We start from the raw sequence: 25,595 nt of genomic DNA on the forward strand, positions 1-25,595 counted from the left end.
GACAGGCTGGGCATGAAACATATCTTCGTCAAAGCATCGATCACGATGCTCGCAGCCGGCGTGCTCGCCGGCTGCCGCACCAGTAATCCCGATCTTTACCAGTGGGGCTCGTACCAGCCCCAGGTGTACCAGCATTTGAAGGGTGAGAGCCCGAACGATCAAATCGCAACGCTGGAGAAGGACTTGCAGCGCATGAATGCCGCCGGCAGGAAGGCGCCGCCGGGCTTCCACGCCCATCTTGGCATGTTGTATTCGATGGTCGGCCGAAGCGATCTGGTTGCGGCTGAATTCCAGGAAGAAAAAAGGCTGTTCCCGGAATCGACAACCTACATGGATCGCCTGCTTGGAACCATGAGCAAGGGTAACAATTAAGATGTTGAAGAAAATTTTCAAACTGGCCGCGGTATTTGCGCCGGCTGTCCTGATGGTCGGTTGTGCGACCCACACCGTGAAACCTTACGACTACAAGGCATTCGAAGCAAGCAATCCGCGTTCGATCCTGGTGCTGCCGCCACTGAATAATTCGCCGGAAGTCGGGGCCACAGAGAGCGTGTATTCGACCGTGAGCTACCCGTTGGCCGAAGCTGGCTATTACGTCTTGCCCGTTTCCCTGGTCAGCGAGACCTTCAGGCAAAACGGCTTGACCACCCCGGCTGACATCCACAGCGTCGACACGGAAAAATTGCGGGAAATTTTCGGCGCCGATGCTGCCTTGTACATGACGGTGGAAAAATACGGCAGCACCTACAATGTTCTCAGCAGCGTTACCACGGTCTCTGCCAGTGCCAAACTGGTGGACTTGAAAACCAGGGCGCTGCTGTGGGACGGCAAAGCGACCGTTGTCGACGATGGCAACCGTGGCGGCAACAATGGGGGCGGCCTTGTTGGCTTATTGGTCAAGGCCGCCGTCACGCAAATCATGAACTCATCCACCAATCGCAGCCATGAGGTTGCGGCGCAGACCAATTCGCTCCTGCTGGCGGGAGGCAATTCGCAGGGCATTCTCTACGGCCCTCGCTCCCCGAAATACACGGGTCGCAATCGCGCCGCTCCGGGCGTCGAGGCAAATGCCGCGCCAGGAAACAAGCCTACTCCACAGGCTAGCGTTGCCACGCCTGATGCCGCAAGCAACCGGCCGAAAGCACCGGCCGCTTTACCTGCTGCGCCGACACGCCTTGCCGCCACTACTGCTGCTCAGCCAACTACCGTAAAGCCGCCTGCTGCCGCTGTCCAGCCTGCTGTCACAAGCAAGCCGGTTACCGTTGCTGCAGTCCAGCCCATAGCGGCCGTGACGCCAGTTGTCGCGCAGGTCCAGCCGGCAGTGGCCGCGCCTGCCCCGGTCCCTGCGACGCAACTTAGCGCCGCAGAACAAAGCTACGCGGCCGCACTGACTCGCGCACAGTCCAAGTATCAATCCCTGGATCCGGGCTCGCATTGGTATCGACAGGAACTGTACGATTGGGTCATGGCGCGTAAAGATGAATTCGTCCGTGCTGGCAAGGCGCCTGATGTCGCGCTGAAGCTGGCCCTGACCGCCATGGAAGGCCGCTAATCGCGGCGCACGCAAGTGAAAATGCCGTTCGGCCTACGCTGAACGGCATTTTTTTTGGACGCTAGCCTTTACGGCGCGCGCCTTGATTACTTGCCTCCTCGGCCAGCCTTGATCAGGAAGTTCTGCATGGTCGATTCCGCCACCGAGGCCCACTGGTTCTGGTCATTGCGGAAGCGCTTCCACGGCTCATAGATCTTGGCGAACTTGGCGTTCTTCGAAGCTTCTTCCGCCATCAGCTCATTGGAGGCCTTGTAGGCCGCTTCCATGATGTCGTTGGAGTAGTTGCGCAGCTTGACGCCGCTCTTCATCAGGCGGCCCAGCGCGGTCGGGTTCTTGAAGTCGTACTCGGCCTGCATCACCACGTGTGCCTCGTAGGCGGAAGCTTCAATCGCGGCCTGGTACTCCTTCGGCAGCTTTTCCCATTCCTTGATGTTCACGTACAGGGTGAAGGAAGCGCCCGGCTCCCACCAGCCAGGGTAATAGTAATACGGCGCCACCTTGTGGAAGCCCAGCTTTTCGTCGTCGTATGGACCGACCCATTCCGCCGCATCGATGGTGCCCTTTTCCAGCGCCGGGTAAATGTCGCCGCCGGCCAGCTGCTGCGGCACGGCGCCCAGGCGCTCCATCACCTTGCCGGCCAGGCCGGCGATGCGCATCTTGGTGCCCTTCAGGTCGGCCACGGATTTGACCTCCTTGCGGAACCAGCCGCCCATCTGGGTGCCCGAGTTACCGGCGATGAAGTTCATCACCCCGTAGTCCTTGTAGAAGGCGCGCAGCAATTCCTTGCCGCCGCCCTGGTCGTACCAGGCGGTCTGCTGGCGCGAGGTCAGGCCGAACGGCACCGCGCAGTCGAAGGAGAACGTCGCGTCCTTGCCGTAGTAGTAGTACGAGGCGCTATGGCCGCATTCCACGGTGCCTGCCTGAACCGCGTCCAGCACCTGCAGGCCTGGCACCACTTCGCCGGCCGCGAACACGCGGATATTGAATTTGCCGCCGGTGAGCTGCGCCACGCGCTTGGTGAAGGTGTCGGCAGCGCCGTAAATGGTGTCGAGGGATTTGGGGAAGCTGGATGCCAGGCGCCAGGTGATGGCGGGCAGTTCGGCGGCGATAGCCGGTGCGGCGATAATTCCTGCGCCCGCACCTGCTGCGGCCTTCTTGATAAAGGAACGACGTTCCATACGTACTGTCTCCTTATGAGGGTTTTATCTCGGGACAGTGTATGGAAATATTTAGTTCCCGGCAACCACCATCTTCTCGACCAGGATCGAGCCTGTTTGCTTGGTGCCACGCACCAGGACATCGGTGCCGATGCCGACGATGTCCTTGAACATGTCCTTCATATTGCCGGCGATGGTGATCTCTTCCACCGGGTACTGGATCACGCCGTTCTCCACCCAGTAACCGGAAGCGCCTCGGCTGTAGTCGCCGGTGACATAGTTGGTGCCCTGCCCCATCAGCTCGGTGACCAGCAGGCCGGTGCCCATCTTGCGCAGCATGCCTTCGAAGTCGTCGTCCTTTTTCGTCTGCGAGGACGTGATGGACAGGTTGTGCGAGCCGCCGGCATTGCCGGTGGTTTTCATGCCCAACTTGCGCGCCGAATAGGTCGACAGGAAATAGCCCTGCAGCACGCCGTTCTTCACCACGTCGCGCTTGTGGGTGCGCACGCCTTCCTCATCGAACGGCGCGGAACCGATCGCGCCTACCACGTGCGGGTCTTCCTTGACCTGGATGTGCGAAGGGAAGATGTCCTTGCCCAGCGAATCGACCAGGAAGGAGGACTTGCGATACAGCGCGCCGCCCGACGTGGCCTGGACGAAGGCGCCCAGCAGGCCCGCAGCCAGCGGCGCCTCGAACAGCACCGGGCAGGTGCGGGTAGCCAGCTTGCGCGCATTCAGGCGCGCCAGCGAACGTTCGGCGGCATAGCGGCCGACAGCTTCGGCGCTGGCCATTTTTTTCGGATCGCGCACCGAGGTGTACCAGTCGTCGCGCTGCATCCTGGCGCCCTTGCCGGCGATCGGGGTCACCGACAGCGTGTGGCGCGAATAAGGATAGCCGCCGATGAAGCCGCGCGAGTTGGCCGATACGAAGTGCGACTGCTGCACGTGCACGCCGGCGCCTTCGCTATTGGTCACGCGCGGATCGACCGCGAAGGCCGCCGCTTCGGCGCGCTGCGCCAGCTCCACTGCTTCTTCCGTGGAAATGGCCCATGGATAGAACAGTTTCAGGTCCTGCGGATTCTTCTCCAGCAGTTCCTCTTCCGCCAGGCCGGCGCAATCGTCTTCCGCCGTGAAGCGGGCAATGTTGTAGGCCGCCTCCACGGTCGCCTTCAGCGAAGCGGGGGAGAAATCGGAGGTGCTGGCATTGCCGCGTTTCTGGCCGATGAAGACCGTGACGCCGATGCCCTTGTCGCGATTCTGCTCGATGGTTTCGATCTTGCTCTTGCGGACCGAGACCGAAAGACCGCTGCCTTCGCTGATTTCGACGGCAGCATCGGTGCCGCCCTGCTCGCGCGCGTACTGCAAAACGTCGCGGGCAAGCTGTTTCAACTGGTCCTGGGAATAGGAGAAGGCGGATTCGCTCATGGGGTCTTTTTGGGGGTCTGGGCGTTAAAACAGTTATCATAGCAGCCGTTTACCGTTTTTACAGGTAGGGTGTGACAGCCCTTGCCCCTCCTATCATGCCTAATCCAAACCGTGGCTCGTGCGGCTTCCAGTCCAGCGAGTTCGAACAAGAATACGAACGCCCATCCAAAACCGAAATGAAACGCCAGTCCGACGCCCTACAGGACCTGGGCCGGGAACTGGTGGAGGCCCCGCGCGACCGCGTCAAGCGGGTGCCGATGCCGGAAGACGTGCGCGATGTCATTCTGGAATGCCAAAACATTAAGAATCACGAGGGCCGCCGCCGCCAGATGCAATTCATCGGCAAGAAGATGCGCACCCTGACCGAAGAAGAAGTGGCGATCATCAAGCGCACCATCGAAGGCTGGAAAGGCGCCTCCAAGGCCGATACCGCTGCCCTGCACGCGCTGGAGCGCCGCCGCGACAAGCTGCTGGCCGACGACAAGGCCCTGACCGTCCTGCTGGAAGAAGCGCCGCACCTGGACGTGCAGCACCTGCGCACCCTGATCCGCAACGCCCGCAAGGAGCAGGCCGAGAACAAGCCGCCCAAGGCCTACCGTGAAATCTTCCAGATCCTGAAGGACCTGGACAAGAAGTCCGCCGCCTCCGAGCCATCGCCTGGTCCGGACGTTGACGTCGATGCGCCGGAAGGCGACGAAGATGAGTGACGAGACCCTGCTCGTTGGCCTGGTGTCGATCTCCGACCGCGCCAGCGGCGGCGTGTACCAGGACCAGGGCATCCCGGCGCTGGAAGAGTGGCTGCGCAGCGCCATCACCACGCCGCTGCGCTTCGAAACCCGCCTGATTCCCGATGAGCGTGCGCAGATCGAAGCCACCCTGGTGGAGCTGGTTGACCAGGTGCGCTGCCACCTGGTGCTGACTACCGGCGGCACCGGCCCTGCGCGCCGCGACGTCACGCCGGAAGCCACGTTGGCGATTGCCACCAAGGAAATGCCGGGCTTTGGCGAACAGATGCGCCAGGTCAGCCTGGCCTTCGTGCCGACCGCCATCCTGTCGCGCCAGGTTGCCGTGATCCGCGAAACCGCCGACCACGCTGCCCTTGTGATCAACCTGCCGGGCCAGCCGAAAGCCATCAAGGAAACCCTGGAAGGCCTGAAGGATGCCGACGGCAAGCAACTGGTAGGCGGCGTGTTCGCAGCAGTCCCTTACTGCATCGACCTGATCGGCGGCCCTTACGCCGAAACCAACGACGCCGTGTGCCAGGCATTCCGTCCCAAATCCGCCATTCGCAAGAAGGACAACGCATGACACACCTGCTGGATTCCATCGTCATCGACACCAAGCCCAATCCTGAAGTCTCCGTGATCTGGATGCACGGCCTGGGCGACAGCGGCGAAGGCTGGGCGCCTATCGTCAATGAGCTGAACCTGACCGGCCTGCCGGGCATCCGCTTCATCTTCCCGCATGCGAACACCATGCCGGTGACGATCAACGGCGGCTACGTCATGCGCTCGTGGTACGACATCGTGCATACCGACCTGGGTCGCCAGGAAGATGAAAAAGGCTTGCGCGAGTCGCAGATCCTGGTCGACGCGCTGATCGAACGCGAAATCGCGCGCGGCGTTGCGGCCAACCGCATCGTGCTGGGCGGCTTCTCGCAAGGCTGCGCGATGACCTTGCAGGCAGGCCTGCGCTATCCGAAAAAGCTGGCGGGCCTGATGTGCCTCTCCGGCTACGTGCCGCTGGCCGACAAGGTGGCCGCCGAGCGCCACGCCGCCAACCAGGAGACGCCGGTCTTCATGGTGCACGGCCGCATGGACCCGGTGATCCCGATCGAGCGCGCAGTGGCATCGCGCGACTTGCTGGTAAAACTGGGCTACCAGGTCGAATGGCATGACTATCCGATGCAGCACTCGGCCTGCGCCGAAGAGCTGGTGCATGTCGCGGCATGGCTGAAGAAAGTGCTCGCATAAAGCAAGCCGCACGGCAAGCGCGCCGGGCCGGCCGCTTGCCCTAATGGGTCATGACCCGGAGCGATGGCCAGCGGGCAAGATACGATGCCGCCTTTTGCTCGAACAGCTCGCGATAGGGCGTCAGCGAATTAGGGGCTAGCAGGCCCTTATAGAGTATTTCGAGGCCATTTGGCGCGTAAATCGCGTCCGGACGAATGCCGACACAGGTTGCCGGCATCAGGAAGCGGTCGATCCCCTCCCTGGCGCTATGCAGCGCAGGATACGGGTGGCCGAAGTAAGACTCGTACCAGGTGTGGACCCGGGCCTGGTTTGCCACTTCAATTGGAACGCCCAGGTCGGCGAATAATCCGTCGACACGCTCCTGCACATCCTGCTCGCCTTGCTCGCTCAGGTCGGTTTGATCAAAATAGAACAGGTCGTAGTCCTTGATATCCGCCTCGGGCGCGCGCCCGGCCTGAAGGTTCCATACCGTCTGGAACAAACAGCCAGCCACCAGCCAGCAATCGGGAAGATCCAGGGCAGCCCAACGCTCGAGGATGACGCGATTGTTACGGTTGGCCAGTACATCGGCGCGAAAACGGCCGTGCACTCAGCCAGCGCCCCTGGCACCCAGGTTGCCGCTCAATTTGTCGAGTCCCGCCGCCAGCCGTTCCACGTCGCCCGCCGTGATGGCGCAGGCTTGTGCAATCTGCTCGCTCACCTTCAGGCCGTCGGCGCGCAGTTTGCGGCCTTGCGCGGTCAGTGTCAGCACGCGGTTGCGCTCATCTTCAGGATCGCGGTCACGCACCAGATAGCCTTCCGCCTCCAGCCGCTTGACCAGCGGCGTTATCGAGCCCGGGTCCTGTTGCAAGCGCTCCGCCAGCCCCTTGATGCCCAAGCCCTCCTGCTCCCACAGCACGACCATCACCAGGTATTGGGGATAGGTCAGGTTGAGCGGTGCGAGGATGGGCTTGTAAAGCTGGGTCATCTTCAGCGAAGTCGAATACAGCTTGAAGCAGAGGTGCTGGTCCAGTGTAGGGGGCATGCGGTTTTCCATGGCGCGTACTGTAGCACAGCCCCCTGTCGGGATTAACGTTTGACCGCGGCCAGGATCACCTTGGCCACCGCTTCCGGTTGCGACGCCATCGGTACGTGGCTGCTTGGCAGCGTGGTGGTGGTCGCGTTGATCTTGGCAGCGAAGGACTTCTGCAGGCCCGGATCGATCATGCGGTCCTTGGAGGCGACGATGTAGTAGCTGGGCTTGGTCTTCCACGCAGCCACGTCCACCTTGTCGCCAAAGGCGCTGGCCTTGATCGGACCCTGGGTCGCCGTCATCAGGCGATGCTCGGCAGGAGTCAGGTCCTGGGCAAAGTTGACAGCCATCGATTCGGCCGACAGGTAGATAAAGCCGTTGTTGTCAGGCTTCAGGGATGCGATGCCAGGTGGCAGCGGGAAATCCTTGCCCAGTTCACCCACCACTTCGCCCTCCGACGGCGCGAAAGCAGCCACGTAGACCAGGGATTTCACTTTGTCGCTGGCGCCGGCCTGGGTGATCACCGCGCCGCCCCAGGAATGGCCCACCAGCACCACCTTGCCGCTCTGCGCATCGATCACGCGCTGGGCAAAGGCCACATCGTCCGCCAGCGAGGTCAGAGGATTCTGCACCGACACCACTTTCACGCCCTGCTTCTGCAGGATCGGGATCACCTTGTTCCAGGCGGAGCCGTCGGCGAAGGCGCCGTGTACCAGCACGACGGTGGTGTCTTCGGCAGCGTGGGCAGGAACCAGGGCAGCGCCGGCAACCAGGGAAGCGGCAAACAGGGCGGATTTGATGGACGATTTCATGGCAAAACTCCTATAAATAGTGTGTTAATGATTAGTGCGCTCAGCGCATGGACAGAACTATAGCGCACAAATAATTAGTGTGCAAACTATTTTTTTCGGCACGATCGTTCGACTACCGGGATTGCAGGCGTGGCGCACCATTCACTGCTCTCCGGAGCGCCGGTTCTTCCTGATGATCGCCACCAGGATCAAGCCATACTCGACCAGGCGCAACAAATAGGATGGCGGCGTATCGGGGCCGTCTGCCGGCCAGGCTTGCAAGAGCCGATGCACGCCTTCGAGCACAAATGCGATTGCAAAGTAGATGAAGAGGCTGTCGCGCGATTGCCGCCAGTAGCGGACAAAAAACAGGGCAATCACCATCGCCGCCATGAAGATTGCCCCATTCAGCCAAGAATTGATTTGCATCACTCGCCCTCCCATACCAGGCCATACAGCAGCGGAAGCAAAGCGACCAGGCCGGCCACCAGGCGTACTGTGGATAAATCGGTGTCCGGGAGGATCAGGCGGTCAATGATCAGGAGCACGTTGGAAAGAAACATACCGCCAAAACACAGGCCGCTCCAGAAAAGCAGCCGATGCCGTGTCGTCCGATAGCTCCGCAGCACGAGGATGGCGCATGCCAGGGCGGTCGCCGCACACATCAGGTATATGACGCTTGCCATCTACTTTGCCTTTCGCCAGACAAACGCATCGGCCAGCATCTGTGCCTTGCCGCCTGGTTTGGTATGAATGAGCGTACTGACTTCGATCAAATGGTGCGCGTACACTACCGCCAGCCTGGTCCACAGTTCGTCCAGGTCCGCGGAGGCCGGGCTATACCGCAAGCCGCTGGAATCGCCGGCAATGATGCCATCGGCCCGCATCCTGGCCAACAGGCGCTGCGTGTCATCCTCGTTGAGGTAAAGGCGGCGCGCAAGGGCATCCGGTTGCCACGCATGCCTGGCTTCGCGCATCAGCAGGACCGCTTCGATATAGGGTACGGACGGCACGCACTGCACCAGGTAACGCCGGATGTCATCCGGAATCGGCGGAGAAACCATGGTCAGGCGACCGTCCTTGACCGGAGAGAGCAGGATGTTATGCGCATGGAATTTATATTGCACCATCCATATTTCGCTTGCAAGAATACGTGCCCAACCGTGCGCGACGCGCGATGGGCTGCATTCCGTCACAACAGCCGGAACGCACAAGCAGCAACCAGGGTTGGCAGCAGCGCCCCCAGCAGCAGATACTCGGCGCGAATCGCACCGTCGTCGAAGCCTTCGCGCAGTATTGCCGCCCCAGCCGGATTTGGCGCATTCGCTATCACCGTCAGGCCGCCGCCCGTCACCGCGCCGGCAACCAGCGCGGCCTGGAACTGCGGCGACAGGCCGTCGACCAGCGACGCGAGATAGGTCAACGCAGCGTTATCAGTAATCGCGGTCAACGCGGCTGTGCCATAAAACACCGCGCCTTCGTTCAGGCCAAGCAGGATGGGCTCCAGCCACCAAGCCTGCTGGCCGCCAAGCACCACGAGGCCGCCCAGGAAAAAGGCTACCAGCAAGGCTTCCTTCAGGATCAGCGAATCCTGGTGCCGCTCATAGGCCTGTGCGAAACCGAGGAAGAACAGGAAGGCGCCCATGAACACGGCAGGGTGGTGCGAGAACATCACAACCAGCACCAAAAAGGCCAGGTGCACTGCGACCATCGGGAACGGCACGGGGTCCACACGTTCCGGTGCGCTTTCGATGGCAGAGAGCTCGCGCCGGAACCAGAAAGCGGCAAAGCCCGCGTTCAACGCAATCGCGACGGCCGCTTTCCAGCCAAAGGTGGCGAGCATGAAGGGCACATTCCAGCCCCATTCGCCAGCCACCATCAGCACAGGCGGCGCGGCAAATGTAGTCAAGGTGCCGCCGATCGATACATTGACGAACAGCGTGCCGAGCGTGACGTACTTCAGGCGCGCGGATAGGCGATGGCGGTAGACGTTCTCGCGCAGCATGAGCGCGGCCAGGGTCATCGCTGCCGGTTCGGTGATGAACGAACCAAGCAGCGGCACGAGCGTCAACAACACGACGTACAAGGCGATATTGCAATTGACCGGCATGCGGCGCGCCAGGAAGGCGACTACGCGCGCAGCGAACTGCAGGATCGGCCGCGTGCCCGCGATCACCATGATGGCGAAGACGAACATCGGTTCTGTGAAATCGCGTCCGTCCAGGTAAAGGGTTGCGCCCTCCTTGCCGTCAATGACGAACATGAACAGCACCAGCACCATCGCCCAGAAACCGAACACTACCTCCACCTCGCCCAACAGGTGCCAAATGCCGGCGTGGCGCGGATGGCGGTGCGCCAGGCGTTCGAACAAGCCGGTGGAGAAGGTGTGCAGGACGGCGATCGCAAATAGCGCAGCGCCAATGAGCTGGATGGAGGTCGGATGCATCGGGAATACGGTCGTTAGCAGTCGCGCGTGGCGGCCCGACCGTCGCGAATCCTGTCGCACGGATTGTGCGAGCACCCTTTCCGGCAATTATAACAACCACCTTTGCAGGCAAGCCAATATTGCCCACGCATTAAACGGCCAAACATTACCAATGAGCAAGTTGTGCAATCGTTGTTGCAAGTTTTGACCAAGATCAATTCCAATACTTGCAATAAGATATTTACTCATTTATCTTGTTCCTATCGCTCCCATGCACCGCAGCGACCATTAACCGCGCACCCTGCCCCAGTGCGACGCCGCCTTGAAAGTGATGATTCCCATGCGCGCCCGTCCTGCCGCGTCGCCGTACCGCGACCAACTGGAGCTCAATGCCCAATGTATCGATTTCGTCCATGGCAGCATATATGCCTGGACCTACCTTTCGCAAGCCGGCGTGCCTGACGCCGAGATCCTGCGCATCCTGAATGCGCCTGCGGAAGCCTGGTGTTTCAATACCGAAAACGTCGAGGCAACTGCCCGGTCAGCGCTGAACGCAGCAGGAATCCGGCTACGCCCGTACGCTCGATTCCGTACCGGCGCCGACGCGTTCAGCCTCAAGTGCCTTCATTAAGTGCGTGGGGATCACACCAGCTTGTCGAGGGTGATCGGCAGGTCGCGCACGCGCTTGCCGGTGGCGTGGTAGACCGCGTTTGCGACCGCGGCGGCCACGCCGACGATCCCGATCTCGCCGATGCCGCGTGCGCCCAGCTCATTGAAGCGGGTGTCGTTGCCCGGCAGCGCCACGACGTCGATGTCGCCCACGTCGGCGTTCACCGGCACGTGGTAGTCGGCCAGGCTGGCATTGGCGGCACGGCCGTAGCGCCAGTCCATTTCGGTCTTTTCCATCAGGGCCATGCCCAGGCCCCACACGATGCCGCCGATGAACTGGCTGCGCGCGGTCTTCGCATTCAGCACAGTGCCCACGTCGTAGCAGGCCACGATGCGCGGCACGCGCACTGTGCCAAGGTCAGGATCCACCTGCACTTCGACAAAAACAGCGCCGAAGGAATGCATGGAATATTGCTTCTTTTCCTCGCCCGGCCCGGCTTCCGCGTCGCCGGTAACGGCTTGCCCGCCGTTGCGTGCGATGACTGCAGCCATCGGCTCGCCGCGTTCCGGCGTGGCGCGCAACCGCAGCCAGCCTCCTGCCGCTTCGACTTCGGCCGCATTGAAGCCATGCAGCGGCGATGCCGTGTCAGCCACTGCCAGCGCCACCAGCTTGTCGCGTGCGGCCGTGCAGGCACGATGCACGGCCGGGCCGATGCTGGCCGCAGTCATCGAGCCGCCCGAGACCGGCGCTTCGGGCATCTCGCTGTCGCCCAGCTCAAAGCGCACTTTTTCCAGCGGCAGGCCAAGCGCATCTGCCGCCACTTGGCTCATGATGGTGTAGGTGCCGGTACCTATATCCTGTGAGCCGCAGCGCACCAGCGCCGAGCCGTCGGGCGCGATGCCGGCCCAGGCCTTGGCCGGCATGCGATTGGCCGGATAGGTGGCAGTTGCCATGCCCCAGCCAACCAGCGTGCGGCCGGCTTTCATCGAACGCGGTGCGGAGGTTCGCCTGGCCCAGCCGAAACGTTCCGCTGCCACCTTGTAGCACTCGCGCAGCTGCTTGGCCGAGAAGGGGATGTTCTTCTCCGGATCTTGCTCGGCGTAGTTCTGCAGCCGCAGCGCGACCGGGTCCATGTTCAGTGCATAGGCCATTTCGTCGATGGCGCATTCAAGGGCAAAGCTGCCCGTCGCCTCGCCTGGCGCGCGCATATAGGTCGGCACGCCAACGTTCAGCGTCGCCAGTTGCTGCGTGGTTTGCAGGCTGTCGCTGGCGTACAGGATGCGGGTTGGCGAGCTGCATGGTTCCGTAAAGTCGTCCTGCACGGACGTGTGCGAGATCGTGTCGTGGATGACCGCAAGCAAGCGGCCATCGGGGCCGGCGCCAATGCGCAAGCGCTGTTCCGTCATCGGCCGGGCGCCAACCGGTGCGAACATCTGTATCCGCTCTAGCGCAAGCTTGACAGGGCGTCCCACCATGCGCGCGGCCATCGCGGCCAGCACCACGTGCGACCACATATTGCCCTTGCAGCCAAAGCCGCCGCCAACGTAGGGCGACACCACCCTCACCTTTTCCGGCGGGATGCCGAGCGCACGGGCGCAATTCTTCTTCACGCCTGAAACGTACTGCGTGGCGTCGTACAGCGTGAGATGGTCTCCCTCCCAGGCAGCGGTGGTGGCATGCGGTTCCATCGGGTTGTGGTTCTCGATCGGCGTCGTGTACAGCACGTCGACGCGCTGGGCGGCTTGCGCCAGGCTGGCCTGCACATTGCCCCGCTGCGTCTGCATCGGCCGCTCCGGCTGCTCCTTGGGCTTGCGCAGCGTGCGCTTGGCGGCCTGGAAGTCCAGCAGCGCCGGCTGCGGGGCGTAGCGCACCTTGATCGCGCGTGCCGCGTCCTGCGCCTGCTCCAGCGTTTCCGCCACCACCACGGCAATCGGCTGGCCGTTGTACCTGATCTCGTCATCCTGCAGGAGGTTCAGCTTTGGCGGCGGCGGTTTCTGCTCCTCGCCGCCCGGCTTTTCGCGCGGCAGGCGCGGTGCATTCTTGTGCGACATGACGGCCAGCACGCCGCGCATTCCGCTTGCCCGTGCCGTATCGATCGCATTGACGCGCCCCCTGGCGATGGTGCTGAGCAGCAGCACTGCGTGGGCTACGCGCGGCAGGGCATGCTCGGCAGAAAAGGGGGCGGAGCCCGTGACTTTCAGGCGCCCGTCGGTGCGCGGGATGGCTTGTCCGACCTGTTTCATACGCCCTCCCCTGCGATGCGTAGCGCGCGCACGATGGCGCGCTGCGCGAGGTCAACCTTGAAGCGGTTGCCTCCCAGCGGTTGCGCCCCTTCGAGCAGGCGCTGGGCGGCGGCGCGGCACTGCGCTTCGTCGAGCGGGCGGCCCTGCAACAGCGCTTCCGCTTCAGGGCGGCGCCATGGCTTGTGCGCCACGCCGCCCAGTGCGATGCGCGCTTCACGCACCGTGCCGCCGTCCATCGCCAGCGCGACCGCCACCGACACCAGCGCAAAGGCATAACTGGCCCGGTCGCGCAGCTTGAGATAGTGGCTGTGGCGCGCCATGCGCGATGGCGGCAAATCGATGGCGACGATCAGCTCGCCGGGCTGCAATACCGTGTCCCGCTGCGGCGCGTCGCCCGGCAAGCGATGGAAGTCGCCCAGCGCAACTTCGCGATCGCCTTGCGGCCCGCGCAGCAATACCACGGCATCCAGCGCCGCCAGCGCGACGCTCATGTCGGAGGGATTGACTGCCACGCAGGACGGGCTGGCGCCCAGGATCGCGTGCATGCGCTGGTAGCCCTCGCGGGCATCGCAGCCGGAGCCGGGCTGGCGCTTATTGCAATGGCTGAAGGCCGTATCGGTAAAGTAAGGACAGCGTGTGCGCTGCATCAGGTTGCCGCCCATGGTGGCCATATTGCGCAACTGCGCCGAGGCGCCGGACAGCATGGCTTGCGCCAGCAAAGGATAGCGCTCGCGCACCCCGGCATGGCGTGCCGCATCGGCATTGCGGACAACGGCTCCGATGCGCAGGCCGCCGCCGGGCAATTCTTCGATCCGGTCCAGGCCTGCGTGGCTGACGTCGACCAGGCGCAGCGGGTGCTCGACGTCGCCCTTCATCAGGTCCAGCAGGTTGGTTCCGCCGGCGATGAAGCGCGCACCTTCCTGCTGCGCCAGGCGCAAGGCATCCGCCGCATCGCGGGCACGTTCATAGTAGATCGATTGCATGGTGCGCTCGCTTAACTGCGCCGCAGCGCCACCTCGCGGATGGCGGCGACGATATTGGGATAGGCGCCGCAGCGACAGACATTACCGCTCATGCGCTCGCGGATCTCGTCGTCGGTGAAACCGGCCCCGTCGGCGCGCACCTCCTCCAGCAAGGCCGTGGCGGAGCAAATCTGGCCCGGCGTACAATAGCCGCACTGGAAGGCGTCGTGCTCGAGGAAAGCTTGCTGCAGCGGCGACAGCGCGTCGCCGCGCGCCAGCCCTTCGATCGTGGTGATGCGCTGGCCTTCATGCATGACGGCCAGCGTCAGGCAGGCGTTGATGCGGCGGCCGTCGACCAGGACCGTGCAGGCGCCGCATTGCCCGCGGTCGCAGCCTTTCTTGGTGCCGGCCAGGCCGATATGTTCGCGCAACGCATCGAGCAGCGTCACGCGCGGCTCAAGCGACAGGCTGTAATCGCGGCCATTGATGTTCAGGTGGACCGGCCGCGGTGGCGCGGCGGGTGCCGCCGCGGCGGTGGGCGGCGCTGCGCTCGTCGCGGCCGGCACTTGCGTGGCGCCGACGACGGCCAGCGCGGATTGCAGGAAACTTCGGCGGTCAGGCATCGTTCGCTCCCCCGGAAAAAGCAGCGCTATCGATGGTGCCGCGTCAGGCGCCGGGCTTCCGTTAGCCCGCGCACACAAAGGCTATATTGCGAGGGGAGTTGCGGTCGACGGCGGCGCTGCCGAGCGCGCGCCATTCATCACCATGGCCAGCAAGGTGTAGTAGCCGTTGATACCCATCAGGTCCGTCACGCCCTTTTCGCCGAATTGCAGCATGGCCGCTGCCCAGGTGGCGTCGCTGACTTGCCTGGTGCTGTGAAGTTCGTGGCAGAAATCGTAGACCGCCTGCTCGTCCGGCTGCAAGCCGGCTGGCGCCTGGCGTGCCGCGATGGCGTCGATCACGGCTTGCGGAATCCCTGCCTGCGCCGCAATCGGCGCGTGGATCGCCCATTCCACCTGCTGGTCCCACTGGCGCGAAGTGACCAGGATGGCCAGTTCGGTCAGGCGGGTGCCGATCGCGCTGCGGTAGCGCAGGTACTCGCCGAGCCGCTGGGTGCAAGCCATCAGTTCGGGACTGTGCAGCAGCGGCACGAAGGGTCCGTACAACGCGCCGCGCGGGCCATCGATGACTGCCTGCGCGGCGGCGCGCTGCTCGGCTGTCATCTCCGAAGGGGGAATAGGTCCTAGTCGTTCACTCATAGCCACAAATGGTCGCACAGGACAGGAGAAAAATCAAAACACGGCTGCGGCACGCGCGCTAATGTCCTTGGACCACCAATCCTGCGAGGAGCCGCCATGACCCACCTGATCCACCGCGACCTGCGCCGCACACCGCCCGTAGCCGTCTGTGCTTCCGGCATGCAAGTGCGCGATAGCGAGGGCAAGACCTATCTCGATGCCAGCGGGGGCGCCGCTGTTTCCTCGCTGGGACATAGCCATCCGGACGTGCTGGCGGCCATGCAGTCGCAACTCAAGGTGGCAGCCTACGCGCATACCTCTTTCTTCACGACCGAGGTGGCGGAAGAACTGGGCGAACGGCTGGCGCAGGATGCGCCCGGCGACTTGAATTATGCCTACCTGGTATCGGGCGGATCGGAAGCCATCGAGGCAGCGCTGAAACTGGCGCGCCAGTATTTCGTCGAGCATGGCCAAACGGAGCGGCGCGTGTTCATCGCCCGCCGCCAGAGCTATCACGGCAACACGCTGGGCGCGCTGGCCCTGGGCGGCAACGAGTATCGCCGGCGCCATTTCGAGCCGATGCTGATGGACGTGGCGCGCGTGTCGCCCTGCTTTGAATACCGCGAGCGCCGCGCCGGGCAGGATGTGCACGAGTACACGGTCAACCTGCTGCAGGAGCTGGAGGCCAAGATTCTCGACCTGGGGCCGCAACACGTAATCGGCTTCTGCGCGGAGACAGTGGTGGGCGCCACCAGCGGCGCAGTGCCGCCGACGCCGGGCTATTTCAAGGGCGTGCGTGCGTTGTGCGACAAGTATGGCATCCTGATGATTGCAGATGAGGTCATGTGCGGCATGGGACGCACCGGGACCTTGTATGCAATCGAGCAGGAAGGCGTGGTGCCCGATATCGTGGCGCTGGGCAAGGGACTGGGCGCGGGCTACCAGCCGATCGGTGCAGTGGTTGCGCGTGACCATATCGTGCAGCGGCTTCGTTCAGGCAGCGGCGTGTTCCAGCATGGGCATACTTATGTGGGACATCCGGTGGCGGCAGCGGCGGCGCTGGCGGTGCAGAAGGTGATCCGGCGCGATTCGCTGCTGGGGGCGGTGACTGTGCGCGGAGCGTCGTTCAAGCGCATGTTGCGCGATGCGTTCTCGTTGCATCCGAATGTGGGGGACATCAGGGGGCGCGGCATGCTGCTGGCCCTGGAGCTGGTGCAGGATCGGGAGGGCAAGCGGCCGTTCGATCCGGACTTGCGGCTGCATGCCGCGGTGAAGGATGCCTGCATGGACTGCGGGTTGATGGTGTATCCGATGGGGGGCACCATTGACGGCCGGCGGGGGGATCATGTGCTGCTGGCGCCGCCGTTCATTGCGACGGAAGTGGATTTGCAGCAGATTGTGGCGCGCCTGAGCGATGGGCTGGAGCGGGCTTTGCTTCGCGTGCGGCCGGCTTAAAACCGGTAAACCGGGCTCCCCCCCCCCCAAGAGTCGGACCCGCCTACGCAACCTTCGTCGGTCGGGTCTGCCCCTCGGGTCAGACCCAGATTTACCGGTTTTAGTACTCCTGATACCCGATGACGTCCTGCTGCTGCTCGCCAAGGCCTGCAATCCCAAGGCGCACGAAGTCGCCCTTCTTCAGGAAGCGCTTGCGCGCCAGCCCAACGCCGGGCGGGGTGCCGGTGGCGATGATGTCGCCCGGCTCCAGCGTCATGAAGCGCGAAATATAGGCCACCAGCTGCGGCACCTTGAAAATCATGGTCTCCGTGCAGCCGGTCTGCATGCGCTTGTCGTTCACCTCAAGATAGAGGTCCAGCTGGTCCAGGTTCCACACCTCGTCGCGCGTCACCAGCCACGGGCCGACCGGGCCGAAGGTATCGCAGCCTTTGCCCTTGTCCCAGGTGCCGCCGCTCTCCAGCTGGAACTCGCGCTCGGACACGTCATTCACCACGCAATAGCCGGCGATATGCTTCTCGGCGTCTTCCTCGCTGACATTGCGCGCACGGGTGCCGATTACCACGCCCAGTTCCACTTCCCAGTCGGTCTTCTTCGATCCTTTCGGCAGCATGATCGGATCGTCCGGGCCGGACAGGCAGGTAATCGCCTTCATGAAAATAATCGGTTCGCTCGGAATCGGCAGGCCGGCTTCCTTCGCGTGGTCGGCGTAGTTCAAGCCAACGCCGATGAACTTGCCCACTTTGGCAACGGGCACGCCAAAGCGCGGATTGCCGCGCACAACCGGCAGCGTTTCGGGATCGATCCTGGCCAGCTTGCGCAGTACCTTGTCGGACAGGTTGGCGCCGGCCAAGTCGCTGATCACGCCGGACAGGTCTCGCAGTTTGCCGAATTCATCGATCAGGCCAGGTTTTTCTTTGCCTATACGGCCGTAACGCACCAGTTTCATAAATCTTCCTTCGTGTTGAAGGCGACATTCTACCGGAAGCGTCGGAGCAGGTAGCGGCACAGGCCCGGCAACTGGATCAGCACCAGCAAAGCGAAAGCGCATTGATACGCCACAGCCGGGTAATTCCCCAGCGGCGATGGCCGCCAGAAACCGATCACCTGGCCGAAGCCGGCCTGCACGATGAAGGCGCCGATGAAGATCAGCAGGTTGAGGCAGGTCGAAGCGCGCCCCGTCAATGCTGGCGGCACGGCTTGCGCCACGATGGAATATTCCATTCCGGTGACGCAGCCGACCAGCATGAACAACACTGGAAGCACCTGCTGCGCCGGCCGCCAGCCTGATGCGAAAGCACATTGCAGCAGCAAGAACACCAGTATTCCCGCAGCCGCAATATCGAGCGTGCGCCAGCCTCGCTTCGCCGCCCATTCGGTCAGCATGCCGACCGCGATCGAGCCGAAGATCACCGCCGCCATCCCTAGGTAGAGCAGCCAGGCGATAGCTTGCTCGCCGTAGCGGGGCACATCGGCCAGCCAGCGCGCTATCCACAGTCCCTGCACGCCAAAGAAGACCGTATGCGGCAGCAGGACCAGCATCGCGGTCTCGCGGAATACCGGGTGGGTGAAAGTTTCCACCAGTGCGCTGCGGGTGAACGGGCGCGGTGGCGCGGCCGGCGGCGTCGGAGCGAGGAACAGGATCAACAAAGCGACCGCGATGCAGGCACCGGCCAGCGCAATCATCAGCCATTGCCAGCTCATATGGTGCAAGGCCAGGCGCACAGGCAAAGTGGCCGTTGCCGCGCCCAGGCCGCCGGCAGCGATCAGGTAGCCTTGCACTGAAGGGAGCTTGTTCGCCGGCAGCCAGGTGTTAAGCGCCTTGATGGCCGACATGAAACAGGCCGCAAGTCCGAAACCCATGAGCGCGCGTGCAATCGCAAGGCCGGCGAAATCCCTGCCGCCCGCAAAAGCCAGCGTGCCAATGGCAGCGATCAGCAGCAGCACGAACTGCACGCGGCGCGGCCCGTAGCGGTCCAGCGCAATGCCGATTGGAAGCTGGGCGAACGCGAAGGCGAGGAAGTAGGTACTGGTCAACATGCCAAGCTGCGACGGCGTCAGGTTTGCCTGCGCCACGAGCTGCGGCGCCAGCATGGCGTTCACGCTGCGCAGCAGCCAGGAGATATAGTGTCCCAGCGCGAAGGGAATGAACACCAGGAACAGCGTGGCGGGACCGGACAAGGTACCCGGCACCCGCTCGCGCCCGCACCACCAGCGCGCTGGTGCCGTCGCCCATCGCCTGCGCCAATCACTGGGAAGCGGCGCTGCCGCTTGCGCATCGCGAGTGGCGGCGGGCGCGCGCATCGCATGCTCCTACGCGACCAGTGGAATCACCCGGCGCGGCAGCACCGGCACCGTTGCCACGCCGGGTACATGCCCAGTTCCCTGCTCGCCCTCCTCAAAGAAGAACTTGTCGCGTCCGAACGCCGGCCGGAGCTGGTCGAACCAGGTCGCTGTCGGGTCGTACTTTGCGTAGAACGGCTTGCGTACCCAGTCCGCATTGCGCGCTTGCAGGAACTGCAGGGCAAACACCTTCTCGCCGCCGACCTGGGCCACGCCGTCGATCACCACCTTGCCGGGAAATGCACTCATGGAGGGACCGCGCACCGTGCGCGCCAGGCCGGATACCATCTGGTAAGCCTGCTGGAACACCTCGTGCGCACGCGCCAGCGGCAGCTGGAAGTACTCGCGCGGCCCGGTATCGCGCTCGACGAACATATAGTACGGGATCGCGCCCAGCCTCACGCCGGTGCGCCACAGCTCCGCCCAGCTGGCCGGGTCTTCGTTGATATGCCTGATCAAGGGTCCCTGCATGCGCAAGGTGGCGCCGGTGCCGACAATCCTCTTGACCGCCTGCTGCGCTACTTCCTGCCGCAACTCCACCGCGTGGTTGTAGTGCCCCATGATCGCCATGTTCTTGCCTGCTGCAACCACGCGCTCGAACAGCCGCAGCAGGTCGTCGGCGTCGCGGTCGCTGACATAGCGCTGCGGCCAGTACGACACCGACTTGGTGCCGACGCGGATGTTCTGGATATGTTCCAGGCCGGGTGCGAGCAGGGGCGTGATGATCTCCTCCATCGAGCGCGTGTTCATGATCATCGGGTCGCCGCCCGTGATCAGCACATCCGTCACGTCCTTGTGCGTCTTCAGGTACTCCACCAGCTGCGTGGTCTCGCGCGCGTCGAACTTCATGTCGTCCATGCCGACGAACTGCGGCCAGCGGAAGCAGAAAGTGCAGTAGGCGTGGCAGGTCTGGCCCGCGCTGGGGAAAAACAGCACTGTCTCCTTGTACTTGTGCTGCAGGCCGCGCAAGGGGGCATCGTTCACGCGCGGCACGTTGTGCGTCATCTGTCCTGCCGGATGCGGGTTCATGCGCAGGCGGATCTGCCGCACCAGCTGTTGCGCGGCTGCGTCATCCTGCCTGACCAGGACCAGGTCGCGCAGCTGCCAGTATTCGTGCGCGGGCAGCATGTCGCGATGCGGGAACACCAGGCGGTAAATCGGATCGTCCGGGATATTGTCCCAGTCGATCAACTGGTCCAGCACGTACTGGTTGGTGCGAAACGGCAGCACATGCGAGATGACCTGCACCGCTTCCTGCTGCTCGGGCGTCAGCAGTTCCCACTGCGGCGCCTGGCGGATGGTTTGGCGGGTGTATGGCTTGAACTTGGGCAGGGCGTCGGCGGTCATGGCGTACTCCTGGGTGGGTGGGCTAGGACTTCATGATGGTCCGATTAAGAAACGGCCTATTGCCGTGGCTCAATGCCTAGCCGGAAAAATCCTACGAGCTTGCGTTTGCGCAATTGCCGACCAGGTGTGCAGACGTACAGTTGGGCTTCCATCCCTGCCAAGGAGACCGGCATGAAACACATCCTGCTAGCACCACTGCTCTTCCTCGCCATGGCGGCGCCCCAAGCCAGCGAGCCGACCGAAAAGGACGCCATCGCCATGGTGGAAAAAGGCGCGGCCTTCATCAAGCAGCATGGCAAGGACAAATTCATCGAGAAGATCTCCGCCAAGGATCCTGAATTCATCCAGGGCGCGCTGTACGTCGATATCCGCGACCTGCAGTCGGGCATCGTGCTGGCGCACCCGGTCAATCCCACCATCGTCGGCAAGGACCTGACCGATGTGCCGGATGCCAGCGGCAAGAAGTACCGGCGCGAGATCATCGAACTGGCCGCCCGCAAGGGCAAGGGCTGGGTCGACTACATGTACAAGAACCCCACCACCGGCAAGATCGAACCGAAGACCACCTACATCCAGCGCGTCGGCGACGCGGTGCTGGAAGCAGGCATTTACAAAAAGTAGGAGGCGGCCATGCTGAACCGACTGCGGATTGGACCCAAGCTGTTGTTGGCGCCGGGCGTGGTACTGGCGCTGCTGCTGGCGACAGCGGCATGCGCCTGGTTCGGCATGGTAAGGCAGAACGCATCGATGGAAAACCTGGTGCAGCTGCGCGCGGCGCGGCTGCAGGCAGTGGCCGACGTGGCGGGCGAGGCGCGCATGGCGCATGCCAATATCTACCAGCTCCTGGCCTGGATCAACGGCAGCTTTGCGCAGGCGCGGCTGGACGCACTGACGGCACAGCTGCGCAACCGGCATGCAGCAGTCGGCACGCGGCTGGAGCAACTGGGGCGCGAGGCGGCGCCCGAGGAGCGCGGCTTGCTGGCAGGCTCGCAGCAGGCACTGGCGAGCTATCGCAAGTCGGTGCAGGAGACCATCGAACTGGCGCAGGTGGACCAGTCGATCGCGACCAATGCCATGGCCAAGGCGGAGCGCCAGTTTGCGGCGCTGGACCTGCAGCTGTCGCAACTGGCTGCGCTGGAAAAAGCCCTCAGCGAGGCAGCCTACGACGGCGCGCGCCAGGAGTTCCGCCTGCTGGGCATGGCGATGGCCGGCTTGCTGCTGCTGTCGGTGGCGCTATCGCTGGCGGTGTCAATGCTGGTACGGCGCGCGCTGTTGCGGGACATCCATTCCATCGGCGACGGCGTGCGCAGCCTGGCGTCGGGCCAGCTGGTAGCGCGCTCGCCGGCGCGCGGTCGCGATGAAATTGCCGATACGGCGCGGGCGCTGGACGGAAGCGTGGCGCAACTGAACGGTACCATCCGCGCCATCCGCGGCGCGGTACAGCAGATCGACGTGGCGTCGCGCGAGATCGCAACCGGGAATATGGACCTGTCGGCACGCACCGAGCTGCAGGCCAGCTCACTGGAGGAAACGGCCAGCGCCGTCGACAGCCTGGCGGCGGCGGTGCGCAGCAATGCCGACCATGCGCGCCAGGCTTGCCAGGTGGCCGCCAATGCCAACGAACTGGCAGCGCGCGGCGGCGCGGCGGTGTCGGATGCGGTGCAGACCATGGAGGCGATTCGCTCTTCTTCGCGCAAGATTGTCGAGATCATCGGCGTGATCGACGGGATTGCGTTCCAGACCAATATCCTGGCGCTGAACGCTGCAGTGGAGGCGGCGCGGGCAGGCGAGCAGGGGCGCGGGTTTGCGGTCGTTGCGGCGGAGGTGCGCACGCTGGCGCAGCGCAGCGCCACGGCAGCGCACGAGATCAAGGCGCTGATCAACGCTTCGGTGGCAACCATCGACCGCGGCGCGGAATCGGTGTGTGTGGCGGGGGGCAGCATGGGGGATATCGTGGCCTCGGTACGGCAGGTTGGCAGCATTATCCAGCGCATCAGCGATGCCAGCGCGGAGCAGGCGCGCGGGATCACCGAGGTCAACCAGGCGGTGCGGCAGATTGATGACGTCACCCAGCAGAATGCGGCCCTGGTCGAACAGGCGGCTGCCGCCGCCGCCAGCCTGCAGGAACAGGCGGCCGGGCTGGCGCAGGCGGTCGCCGTGTTTGAACTGGGCGACGAGATGGCGCCCGGCGGGAGCGCAGCGCACGGCAGCGAAGGCGCCGCAGCGGGCAGTGGCGGCGGTGCACGCGGAACGGGTGCGCACGACTTGGGCGACTTGGGCGACTTTGGCGACTTGGACGACTGGCGCGACGTGGCGCATGGCGGCGAGCGCCGCGCGGCAGGCAGCCCGATGCGCGCGCGGCAGGGCTTAGCGGAATGGGCGGCTGACAAACGGCGAACCAGCCAGGCCGAAACGCCAGGGAACATCCACCGCCTTTGAAATGCCGATGCGCGGCCCGACCACGACCTGCACCCGCCCCTTGCGCGGCAGCAGTTCGAATGGCGCCGCACCAAGCGACATGGCATTCAGCTCGCGCGTCACGCCCATCGCCTGCGCCAGCCGGCCCGGCCCGGAGCACAGCAGCCGCACGTCGTCCATGCCGCGCCGCGCCTGCATCTGCTGGATGCCCTGCAGCGGCTCGATGGCCCGGATCAGCACCCCGGCCCCGTGCCCTTCTTCCCGGCACACGAAATTCATGCACCAGTGGATGCCATGCGAGAGGTAGACATAGGCATGGGCCGGCGGCCCGAACATGGCGAAATTGCGTGCCGTCTTGCCGGCAAAGGCGTGCGAAGCCGGGTCTTCCCGGTCATACGCCTCCACCTCGACAATACGTCCCCCAACGCCATTGACGAGCACAGTCACGCCGATCAGGCGGCGCGCCACTTGCTGTGCGGGAGCGCTGAAATCAATACCAGCCAAAATGTGAGAAGACATGCTATCGATTGTAGCAATCCTGTTATTTATGCATGAAAAAAAACTCATTCGTGCCCCGGGTTGCAGGCAAAAATCAGGCGATAATGACGGGGCCCGCCAGCAGAACAACTTTCGAAGCAAAATGACAACAGCAGCAGCCCGGCTCCCGGCCCACAATACGACCGCAGAAGACGCGCTGTTGCGCTCCATCCGTATCCCGCCGCGTCCCAGCCTGCTGGTCGACCTGCAGCGCGAACTGGCGCAGGACGACCCGTCGCCGCGCGCCATCGCCCGCATTATCGGCAATGACGTCGGCATGTCGGGCGCCCTGCTGAAACTGGCCAACTCGCCGTTCTATGGCGCCGCGCGCAAGGCCAAGTCGGTCGAGCAAGCCATCAACTTCCTCGGCATCAACCAGTGCGCCGCCATGTTGACCGGCATCCTGGCGCGCGAAGCGGTCGGCGCCAACAACCCGGCCCTGAACCAGTTCTGGGAAGTGTCGTCCTGCCGCGCCCAGGCCCTGGTCTTCATTTCGCGCAAGCTGCGCCTGGCGCCGCCCGATATCGCCCACACCTTCGGTTTGTTCTGCGACATCGGCATGCCGATCCTGATGGCGCGCTTTGAAGACTATGGGCAGACGCTGGACATCTGCAACGGCGCCGCCGACCGCAAGTTCACCGAGATCGAAGATGCCCGCCACACGACCAACCACGCCGCCATCGGCTGCCTGCTGGCGCGCAACTGGGGCCTGTCGCCGGACGTGTCCTGGGCCATCCTGCACCACCACGACTACGAGGTGCTGTGCGACGACGCCACCGACGACGCGATCCGCTCGCTGGTGGCCGGCGCGGTGCTGGCCGAACACGCCATCCAGCGCTACCACGGCAACGGCGAGTCGCTGGAATGGGACAAGGGCGGCGAGGCCGCCTGCCGCCACCTCGGCATGAACGAGGACGAAACCGCCGACCTGCTGGACGAATTGCACGAAACCTTCCACATTGAACACTGAGCCGCATGCAAAAGACAAAGAACAAGCGCCCAGCACCACGCAAGCCCAATACCCCTCCCGCCGACAAAGATGAAACCCTGAGCCAGGAACTGTTCAGCCTCGCGCTGGCACAGGAAGACGATCTGCGCCACGCCGTGCGGCGCTACCTGCGCCAGGGCAAGGACGCCATCCTGTATGGCGCCATCGAACTGGCGCGCGGCGAGGACGCCGCGGCCTATCGCACGCTGAAGGAGGCGATCGAAGAAGACGCCGGCACCGTCCTGCTGCGCAAGGGCGACGGCCCGGAAATGGAAATCAACGCCTTCGCCATCCCCATCTTCGTGCACAGCCAGGGCGGCTTGCGCGAAGCGGAAGGCTTCCAGGACGAAGAGGCGTATGCTGCCCTGCTGGACAGCTTTACCGGCGCCGGCCTGGAAGGTCCGAAAGCCAGGGTAGTGCTGGTGCAGCACGCCTACGACCTGGCCGAAATGGAACGCATCAGCGCCAGCCAGCTGAACGCCATGGTGCACGAAGCGGCAGCGGCCATGATGGACAAGAAAATGGCCGAAGCCCCGGCCCTGCTGCGCAGCATCGCCGGCTGGCAGCCGAGCGCGTTCGGCGCCGACGACGAAGCTGTCGAGCTGCGCTTCCTGCTCGGCTTCGCCCTGAAGCGGGCCGACGACCCGTTCTACGCCGTGCCGGCAGCCGGCAAGAAGCAGGACGCCTGGTTCGAAGCGCGCATGCAGCGCTACCAGGACTGGACCGTTTCCGCGGCGCCGCTGGTGCAGCGCTGCCTGGCCGGCGCCGCCCGTGCCGGCGAACTGCGCCTGAACTTCCTGTACCAGGACCTGTTCCATGGCGCCCTGCAGCAAGGCAAATCCGAACACTGGATGCTGGCCATGATGGCCGAATTCGGCGCCGCGCTGGACAGCCATGGCCCGGCCCGCGCCATCATCACGCTGGTGGAGACCGAGGACGAGGCGGCCCTCGGCGTGCAACTGGTCGGCGCAGCCGGCGAGCTGGCGCACGCAGACCGCCGCCTGGACGTGGGCGACGAGATGGAAGCGGAGATCGACGACCTGCGCGACGCCCTGGCAACCCTCGGAATCGACGACATTACCGTCGAATTGACAGCCCCCTGAGACGCGCACATACTTGTTT

The 25,595-nt window shown here is 63.9% G+C and carries 27 protein-coding genes and 1 pseudogene; 11 read left to right on the forward strand and 17 right to left on the reverse strand.

Annotated features, from left to right (window positions below; genetic code table 11):
• Positions 1-12 precede the first annotated feature (12 nt).
• Together ACN9MZ_RS26605 and ACN9MZ_RS26610 are read left to right on the forward strand one after the other, a co-directional pair.
• The gene (locus tag ACN9MZ_RS26605; protein WP_426339817.1) at positions 13-372 is read left to right on the forward strand and encodes a DUF4810 domain-containing protein; all 360 of its coding nucleotides are present in this window, start codon (positions 13-15) and stop codon (positions 370-372) included.
• A gap of 1 nt (position 373) precedes the next feature.
• Positions 374-1,030 (forward strand): annotated as a pseudogene (locus tag ACN9MZ_RS26610) (DUF799 domain-containing protein); the annotation flags it as partial.
• Positions 1,031-1,638: 608 nt separating this feature from the next.
• Here the strand turns inward: ACN9MZ_RS26610 and ACN9MZ_RS26615 are convergent.
• Positions 1,639-2,730: a TRAP transporter substrate-binding protein gene (locus tag ACN9MZ_RS26615; protein WP_426165086.1), complete on the reverse strand. Its 1,092-nt coding sequence runs from the start codon at positions 2,728-2,730 to the stop codon at positions 1,639-1,641.
• 51 nt (positions 2,731-2,781) lie between these two features.
• Positions 2,782-4,134, reverse strand: coding sequence for a metalloprotease PmbA (gene pmbA / locus ACN9MZ_RS26620; RefSeq protein ID WP_426339818.1), 1,353 nt, complete (start codon positions 4,132-4,134; stop codon positions 2,782-2,784).
• Between the two features lie 95 nt (positions 4,135-4,229).
• Here pmbA and yjgA point away from each other — a divergent pair, with 95 nt between their 5' ends.
• Genes yjgA through ACN9MZ_RS26635 form a run of 3 tightly spaced genes read left to right on the forward strand, consistent with a single transcriptional unit; the run spans position 4,230 to position 6,107 of the window.
• Positions 4,230-4,841, forward strand: a complete 612-nt coding sequence (gene yjgA, locus ACN9MZ_RS26625) for a ribosome biogenesis factor YjgA (RefSeq protein ID WP_426339819.1) — start codon at positions 4,230-4,232, stop codon at positions 4,839-4,841.
• Positions 4,834-5,442, forward strand: coding sequence for a molybdopterin adenylyltransferase (mog, locus tag ACN9MZ_RS26630; protein ID WP_426339820.1), 609 nt, complete (start codon positions 4,834-4,836; stop codon positions 5,440-5,442). The genes yjgA and mog overlap by 8 nt, the downstream gene beginning before the upstream one ends.
• Entirely contained in the window at positions 5,439-6,107 is a 669-nt protein-coding gene (locus ACN9MZ_RS26635) for an alpha/beta hydrolase (RefSeq protein ID WP_426339821.1), read from the forward strand. Before mog ends, ACN9MZ_RS26635 begins: the two co-directional genes overlap by 4 nt.
• Positions 6,108-6,147: 40 nt before the next feature.
• Here the strand turns inward: ACN9MZ_RS26635 and ACN9MZ_RS26640 are convergent, their stop codons facing one another.
• From ACN9MZ_RS26640 to ACN9MZ_RS26670, 7 genes are all read right to left on the reverse strand, one after another.
• On the reverse strand, positions 6,148-6,696 hold the full coding sequence (locus tag ACN9MZ_RS26640; RefSeq protein WP_426339822.1) for a nucleotidyltransferase family protein: 549 nt from the start codon (positions 6,694-6,696) through the stop codon (positions 6,148-6,150).
• Positions 6,697-7,131, reverse strand: coding sequence for a MarR family winged helix-turn-helix transcriptional regulator (locus ACN9MZ_RS26645; RefSeq protein ID WP_426339823.1), 435 nt, complete (start codon positions 7,129-7,131; stop codon positions 6,697-6,699).
• Between the two features lie 44 nt (positions 7,132-7,175).
• The gene (locus ACN9MZ_RS26650; protein WP_426165100.1) at positions 7,176-7,931 is read right to left on the reverse strand and encodes an alpha/beta fold hydrolase; all 756 of its coding nucleotides are present in this window, start codon (positions 7,929-7,931) and stop codon (positions 7,176-7,178) included.
• 141 nt (positions 7,932-8,072) lie between these two features.
• On the reverse strand, positions 8,073-8,339 hold the full coding sequence (locus tag ACN9MZ_RS26655) for a DUF5985 family protein (protein WP_426339824.1): 267 nt from the start codon (positions 8,337-8,339) through the stop codon (positions 8,073-8,075).
• The gene (locus tag ACN9MZ_RS26660; protein ID WP_426165118.1) at positions 8,339-8,596 is read right to left on the reverse strand and encodes a DUF5985 family protein; all 258 of its coding nucleotides are present in this window, start codon (positions 8,594-8,596) and stop codon (positions 8,339-8,341) included. The genes ACN9MZ_RS26655 and ACN9MZ_RS26660 overlap by 1 nt, the downstream gene beginning before the upstream one ends.
• Positions 8,597-9,040: a hypothetical protein gene (locus ACN9MZ_RS26665; protein ID WP_426339825.1), complete on the reverse strand. Its 444-nt coding sequence runs from the start codon at positions 9,038-9,040 to the stop codon at positions 8,597-8,599.
• Positions 9,041-9,102: 62 nt separating this feature from the next.
• Positions 9,103-10,356 carry a putative Na+/H+ antiporter gene (locus ACN9MZ_RS26670; RefSeq protein ID WP_426339826.1) on the reverse strand — a complete coding sequence of 418 codons (1,254 nt, stop codon included), beginning with the start codon at positions 10,354-10,356 and terminating at the stop codon, positions 9,103-9,105.
• Between the two features lie 319 nt (positions 10,357-10,675).
• Between ACN9MZ_RS26670 and ACN9MZ_RS26675 the strand changes: the two genes are divergently transcribed.
• A complete protein-coding gene (locus tag ACN9MZ_RS26675) occupies positions 10,676-10,966 on the forward strand; it encodes a hypothetical protein (RefSeq protein WP_426339827.1) in 291 nt (96 codons plus the stop codon).
• Positions 10,967-10,977: 11 nt separating this feature from the next.
• On the opposite strand, the gene ACN9MZ_RS26680 is transcribed toward ACN9MZ_RS26675, so the two are convergent.
• The 4 genes from ACN9MZ_RS26680 to ACN9MZ_RS26695 form a co-directional block, all read right to left on the reverse strand.
• Positions 10,978-13,188 (reverse strand): xanthine dehydrogenase family protein molybdopterin-binding subunit, encoded by a 2,211-nt coding sequence (locus ACN9MZ_RS26680; protein WP_426339828.1) that lies wholly within the window; start codon positions 13,186-13,188, stop codon positions 10,978-10,980.
• Complete coding sequence (locus tag ACN9MZ_RS26685) at positions 13,185-14,171, reverse strand: FAD binding domain-containing protein (RefSeq protein ID WP_426339829.1); 987 nt, start codon at positions 14,169-14,171, stop codon at positions 13,185-13,187. Before ACN9MZ_RS26685 ends, ACN9MZ_RS26680 begins: the two co-directional genes overlap by 4 nt.
• Before the next feature lie 11 nt (positions 14,172-14,182).
• A complete protein-coding gene (locus tag ACN9MZ_RS26690; RefSeq protein ID WP_426339830.1) occupies positions 14,183-14,773 on the reverse strand; it encodes a (2Fe-2S)-binding protein in 591 nt (196 codons plus the stop codon).
• Between the two features lie 81 nt (positions 14,774-14,854).
• Positions 14,855-15,409, reverse strand: coding sequence for a carboxymuconolactone decarboxylase family protein (locus ACN9MZ_RS26695; RefSeq protein WP_426339831.1), 555 nt, complete (start codon positions 15,407-15,409; stop codon positions 14,855-14,857).
• A gap of 96 nt (positions 15,410-15,505) precedes the next feature.
• Between ACN9MZ_RS26695 and ACN9MZ_RS26700 the strand changes: the two genes are divergently transcribed.
• Positions 15,506-16,843, forward strand: a complete 1,338-nt coding sequence (locus ACN9MZ_RS26700) for an aspartate aminotransferase family protein (RefSeq protein WP_426339832.1) — start codon at positions 15,506-15,508, stop codon at positions 16,841-16,843.
• A 100-nt stretch (positions 16,844-16,943) separates the two neighbouring features.
• On the opposite strand, the gene ACN9MZ_RS26705 is transcribed toward ACN9MZ_RS26700, so the two are convergent.
• The 3 genes from ACN9MZ_RS26705 to ACN9MZ_RS26715 are packed head-to-tail and all read right to left on the reverse strand — an operon-like array spanning position 16,944 to position 20,530.
• Entirely contained in the window at positions 16,944-17,789 is an 846-nt protein-coding gene (locus tag ACN9MZ_RS26705; protein ID WP_426339833.1) for a fumarylacetoacetate hydrolase family protein, read from the reverse strand.
• 29 nt (positions 17,790-17,818) lie between these two features.
• Positions 17,819-19,144: an MFS transporter gene (locus ACN9MZ_RS26710; protein ID WP_426339834.1), complete on the reverse strand. Its 1,326-nt coding sequence runs from the start codon at positions 19,142-19,144 to the stop codon at positions 17,819-17,821.
• Between the two features lie 9 nt (positions 19,145-19,153).
• The gene (locus ACN9MZ_RS26715) at positions 19,154-20,530 is read right to left on the reverse strand and encodes a KamA family radical SAM protein (RefSeq protein ID WP_426339835.1); all 1,377 of its coding nucleotides are present in this window, start codon (positions 20,528-20,530) and stop codon (positions 19,154-19,156) included.
• 171 nt (positions 20,531-20,701) lie between these two features.
• Between ACN9MZ_RS26715 and ACN9MZ_RS26720 the strand changes: the two genes are divergently transcribed.
• Positions 20,702-21,151 carry a cache domain-containing protein gene (locus ACN9MZ_RS26720; RefSeq protein ID WP_426319344.1) on the forward strand — a complete coding sequence of 150 codons (450 nt, stop codon included), beginning with the start codon at positions 20,702-20,704 and terminating at the stop codon, positions 21,149-21,151.
• Between the two features lie 9 nt (positions 21,152-21,160).
• Complete coding sequence (locus tag ACN9MZ_RS26725) at positions 21,161-22,969, forward strand: methyl-accepting chemotaxis protein (protein WP_426339836.1); 1,809 nt, start codon at positions 21,161-21,163, stop codon at positions 22,967-22,969.
• On the opposite strand, the gene ACN9MZ_RS26730 is transcribed toward ACN9MZ_RS26725, so the two are convergent.
• Entirely contained in the window at positions 22,898-23,467 is a 570-nt protein-coding gene (locus ACN9MZ_RS26730) for a DNA-3-methyladenine glycosylase (RefSeq protein ID WP_426339837.1), read from the reverse strand. The genes ACN9MZ_RS26725 and ACN9MZ_RS26730 overlap by 72 nt on opposite strands.
• A 121-nt stretch (positions 23,468-23,588) precedes the next feature.
• Here ACN9MZ_RS26730 and ACN9MZ_RS26735 point away from each other — a divergent pair, with 121 nt between their 5' ends.
• Together ACN9MZ_RS26735 and ACN9MZ_RS26740 are read left to right on the forward strand one after the other, a co-directional pair.
• Complete coding sequence (locus tag ACN9MZ_RS26735) at positions 23,589-24,455, forward strand: HDOD domain-containing protein (protein ID WP_426339838.1); 867 nt, start codon at positions 23,589-23,591, stop codon at positions 24,453-24,455.
• Between the two features lie 5 nt (positions 24,456-24,460).
• On the forward strand, positions 24,461-25,576 hold the full coding sequence (locus ACN9MZ_RS26740) for a hypothetical protein (RefSeq protein WP_426339839.1): 1,116 nt from the start codon (positions 24,461-24,463) through the stop codon (positions 25,574-25,576).
• Positions 25,577-25,595 lie beyond the last annotated feature (19 nt).

The sequence above is a fragment of the Pseudoduganella sp. S-14 genome (genome assembly GCF_049913285.1).
In the GTDB taxonomy this organism is placed as follows: domain Bacteria; phylum Pseudomonadota; class Gammaproteobacteria; order Burkholderiales; family Burkholderiaceae_D; genus Rugamonas.

Excerpts from the sequence above, each read along its gene's own strand:
- ACN9MZ_RS26655 (WP_426339824.1), bottom strand. The coding sequence starts at position 8,339 with ATGCAAATCAATTCTTGGCTGAATGGGGCAATCTTCATGGCGGCGATG.
- ACN9MZ_RS26680 (WP_426339828.1), bottom strand. The coding sequence starts at position 13,188 with ATGAAACAGGTCGGACAAGCCATCCCGCGCACCGACGGGCGCCTGAAA.
- ACN9MZ_RS26650 (WP_426165100.1), bottom strand. The coding sequence starts at position 7,931 with ATGAAATCGTCCATCAAATCCGCCCTGTTTGCCGCTTCCCTGGTTGCC.
- yjgA (WP_426339819.1), top strand. The coding sequence starts at position 4,230 with ATGCCTAATCCAAACCGTGGCTCGTGCGGCTTCCAGTCCAGCGAGTTC.
- pmbA (WP_426339818.1), bottom strand. The coding sequence starts at position 4,134 with ATGAGCGAATCCGCCTTCTCCTATTCCCAGGACCAGTTGAAACAGCTT.
- mog (WP_426339820.1), top strand. The coding sequence starts at position 4,834 with ATGAGTGACGAGACCCTGCTCGTTGGCCTGGTGTCGATCTCCGACCGC.
- ACN9MZ_RS26660 (WP_426165118.1), bottom strand. The coding sequence starts at position 8,596 with ATGGCAAGCGTCATATACCTGATGTGTGCGGCGACCGCCCTGGCATGC.
- ACN9MZ_RS26705 (WP_426339833.1), bottom strand. The coding sequence starts at position 17,789 with ATGAAACTGGTGCGTTACGGCCGTATAGGCAAAGAAAAACCTGGCCTG.
- ACN9MZ_RS26685 (WP_426339829.1), bottom strand. The coding sequence starts at position 14,171 with ATGCAATCGATCTACTATGAACGTGCCCGCGATGCGGCGGATGCCTTG.
- ACN9MZ_RS26665 (WP_426339825.1), bottom strand. The coding sequence starts at position 9,040 with ATGGTGCAATATAAATTCCATGCGCATAACATCCTGCTCTCTCCGGTC.
- ACN9MZ_RS26690 (WP_426339830.1), bottom strand. The coding sequence starts at position 14,773 with ATGCCTGACCGCCGAAGTTTCCTGCAATCCGCGCTGGCCGTCGTCGGC.
- ACN9MZ_RS26730 (WP_426339837.1), bottom strand. The coding sequence starts at position 23,467 with ATGTCTTCTCACATTTTGGCTGGTATTGATTTCAGCGCTCCCGCACAG.
- ACN9MZ_RS26635 (WP_426339821.1), top strand. The coding sequence starts at position 5,439 with ATGACACACCTGCTGGATTCCATCGTCATCGACACCAAGCCCAATCCT.
- ACN9MZ_RS26695 (WP_426339831.1), bottom strand. The coding sequence starts at position 15,409 with ATGAGTGAACGACTAGGACCTATTCCCCCTTCGGAGATGACAGCCGAG.
- ACN9MZ_RS26715 (WP_426339835.1), bottom strand. The coding sequence starts at position 20,530 with ATGACCGCCGACGCCCTGCCCAAGTTCAAGCCATACACCCGCCAAACC.
- ACN9MZ_RS26720 (WP_426319344.1), top strand. The coding sequence starts at position 20,702 with ATGAAACACATCCTGCTAGCACCACTGCTCTTCCTCGCCATGGCGGCG.
- ACN9MZ_RS26710 (WP_426339834.1), bottom strand. The coding sequence starts at position 19,144 with ATGCGCGCGCCCGCCGCCACTCGCGATGCGCAAGCGGCAGCGCCGCTT.
- ACN9MZ_RS26725 (WP_426339836.1), top strand. The coding sequence starts at position 21,161 with ATGCTGAACCGACTGCGGATTGGACCCAAGCTGTTGTTGGCGCCGGGC.
- ACN9MZ_RS26645 (WP_426339823.1), bottom strand. The coding sequence starts at position 7,131 with ATGCCCCCTACACTGGACCAGCACCTCTGCTTCAAGCTGTATTCGACT.
- ACN9MZ_RS26735 (WP_426339838.1), top strand. The coding sequence starts at position 23,589 with ATGACAACAGCAGCAGCCCGGCTCCCGGCCCACAATACGACCGCAGAA.
- ACN9MZ_RS26675 (WP_426339827.1), top strand. The coding sequence starts at position 10,676 with ATGCGCGCCCGTCCTGCCGCGTCGCCGTACCGCGACCAACTGGAGCTC.
- ACN9MZ_RS26615 (WP_426165086.1), bottom strand. The coding sequence starts at position 2,730 with ATGGAACGTCGTTCCTTTATCAAGAAGGCCGCAGCAGGTGCGGGCGCA.
- ACN9MZ_RS26700 (WP_426339832.1), top strand. The coding sequence starts at position 15,506 with ATGACCCACCTGATCCACCGCGACCTGCGCCGCACACCGCCCGTAGCC.
- ACN9MZ_RS26740 (WP_426339839.1), top strand. The coding sequence starts at position 24,461 with ATGCAAAAGACAAAGAACAAGCGCCCAGCACCACGCAAGCCCAATACC.
- ACN9MZ_RS26670 (WP_426339826.1), bottom strand. The coding sequence starts at position 10,356 with ATGCATCCGACCTCCATCCAGCTCATTGGCGCTGCGCTATTTGCGATC.
- ACN9MZ_RS26605 (WP_426339817.1), top strand. The coding sequence starts at position 13 with ATGAAACATATCTTCGTCAAAGCATCGATCACGATGCTCGCAGCCGGC.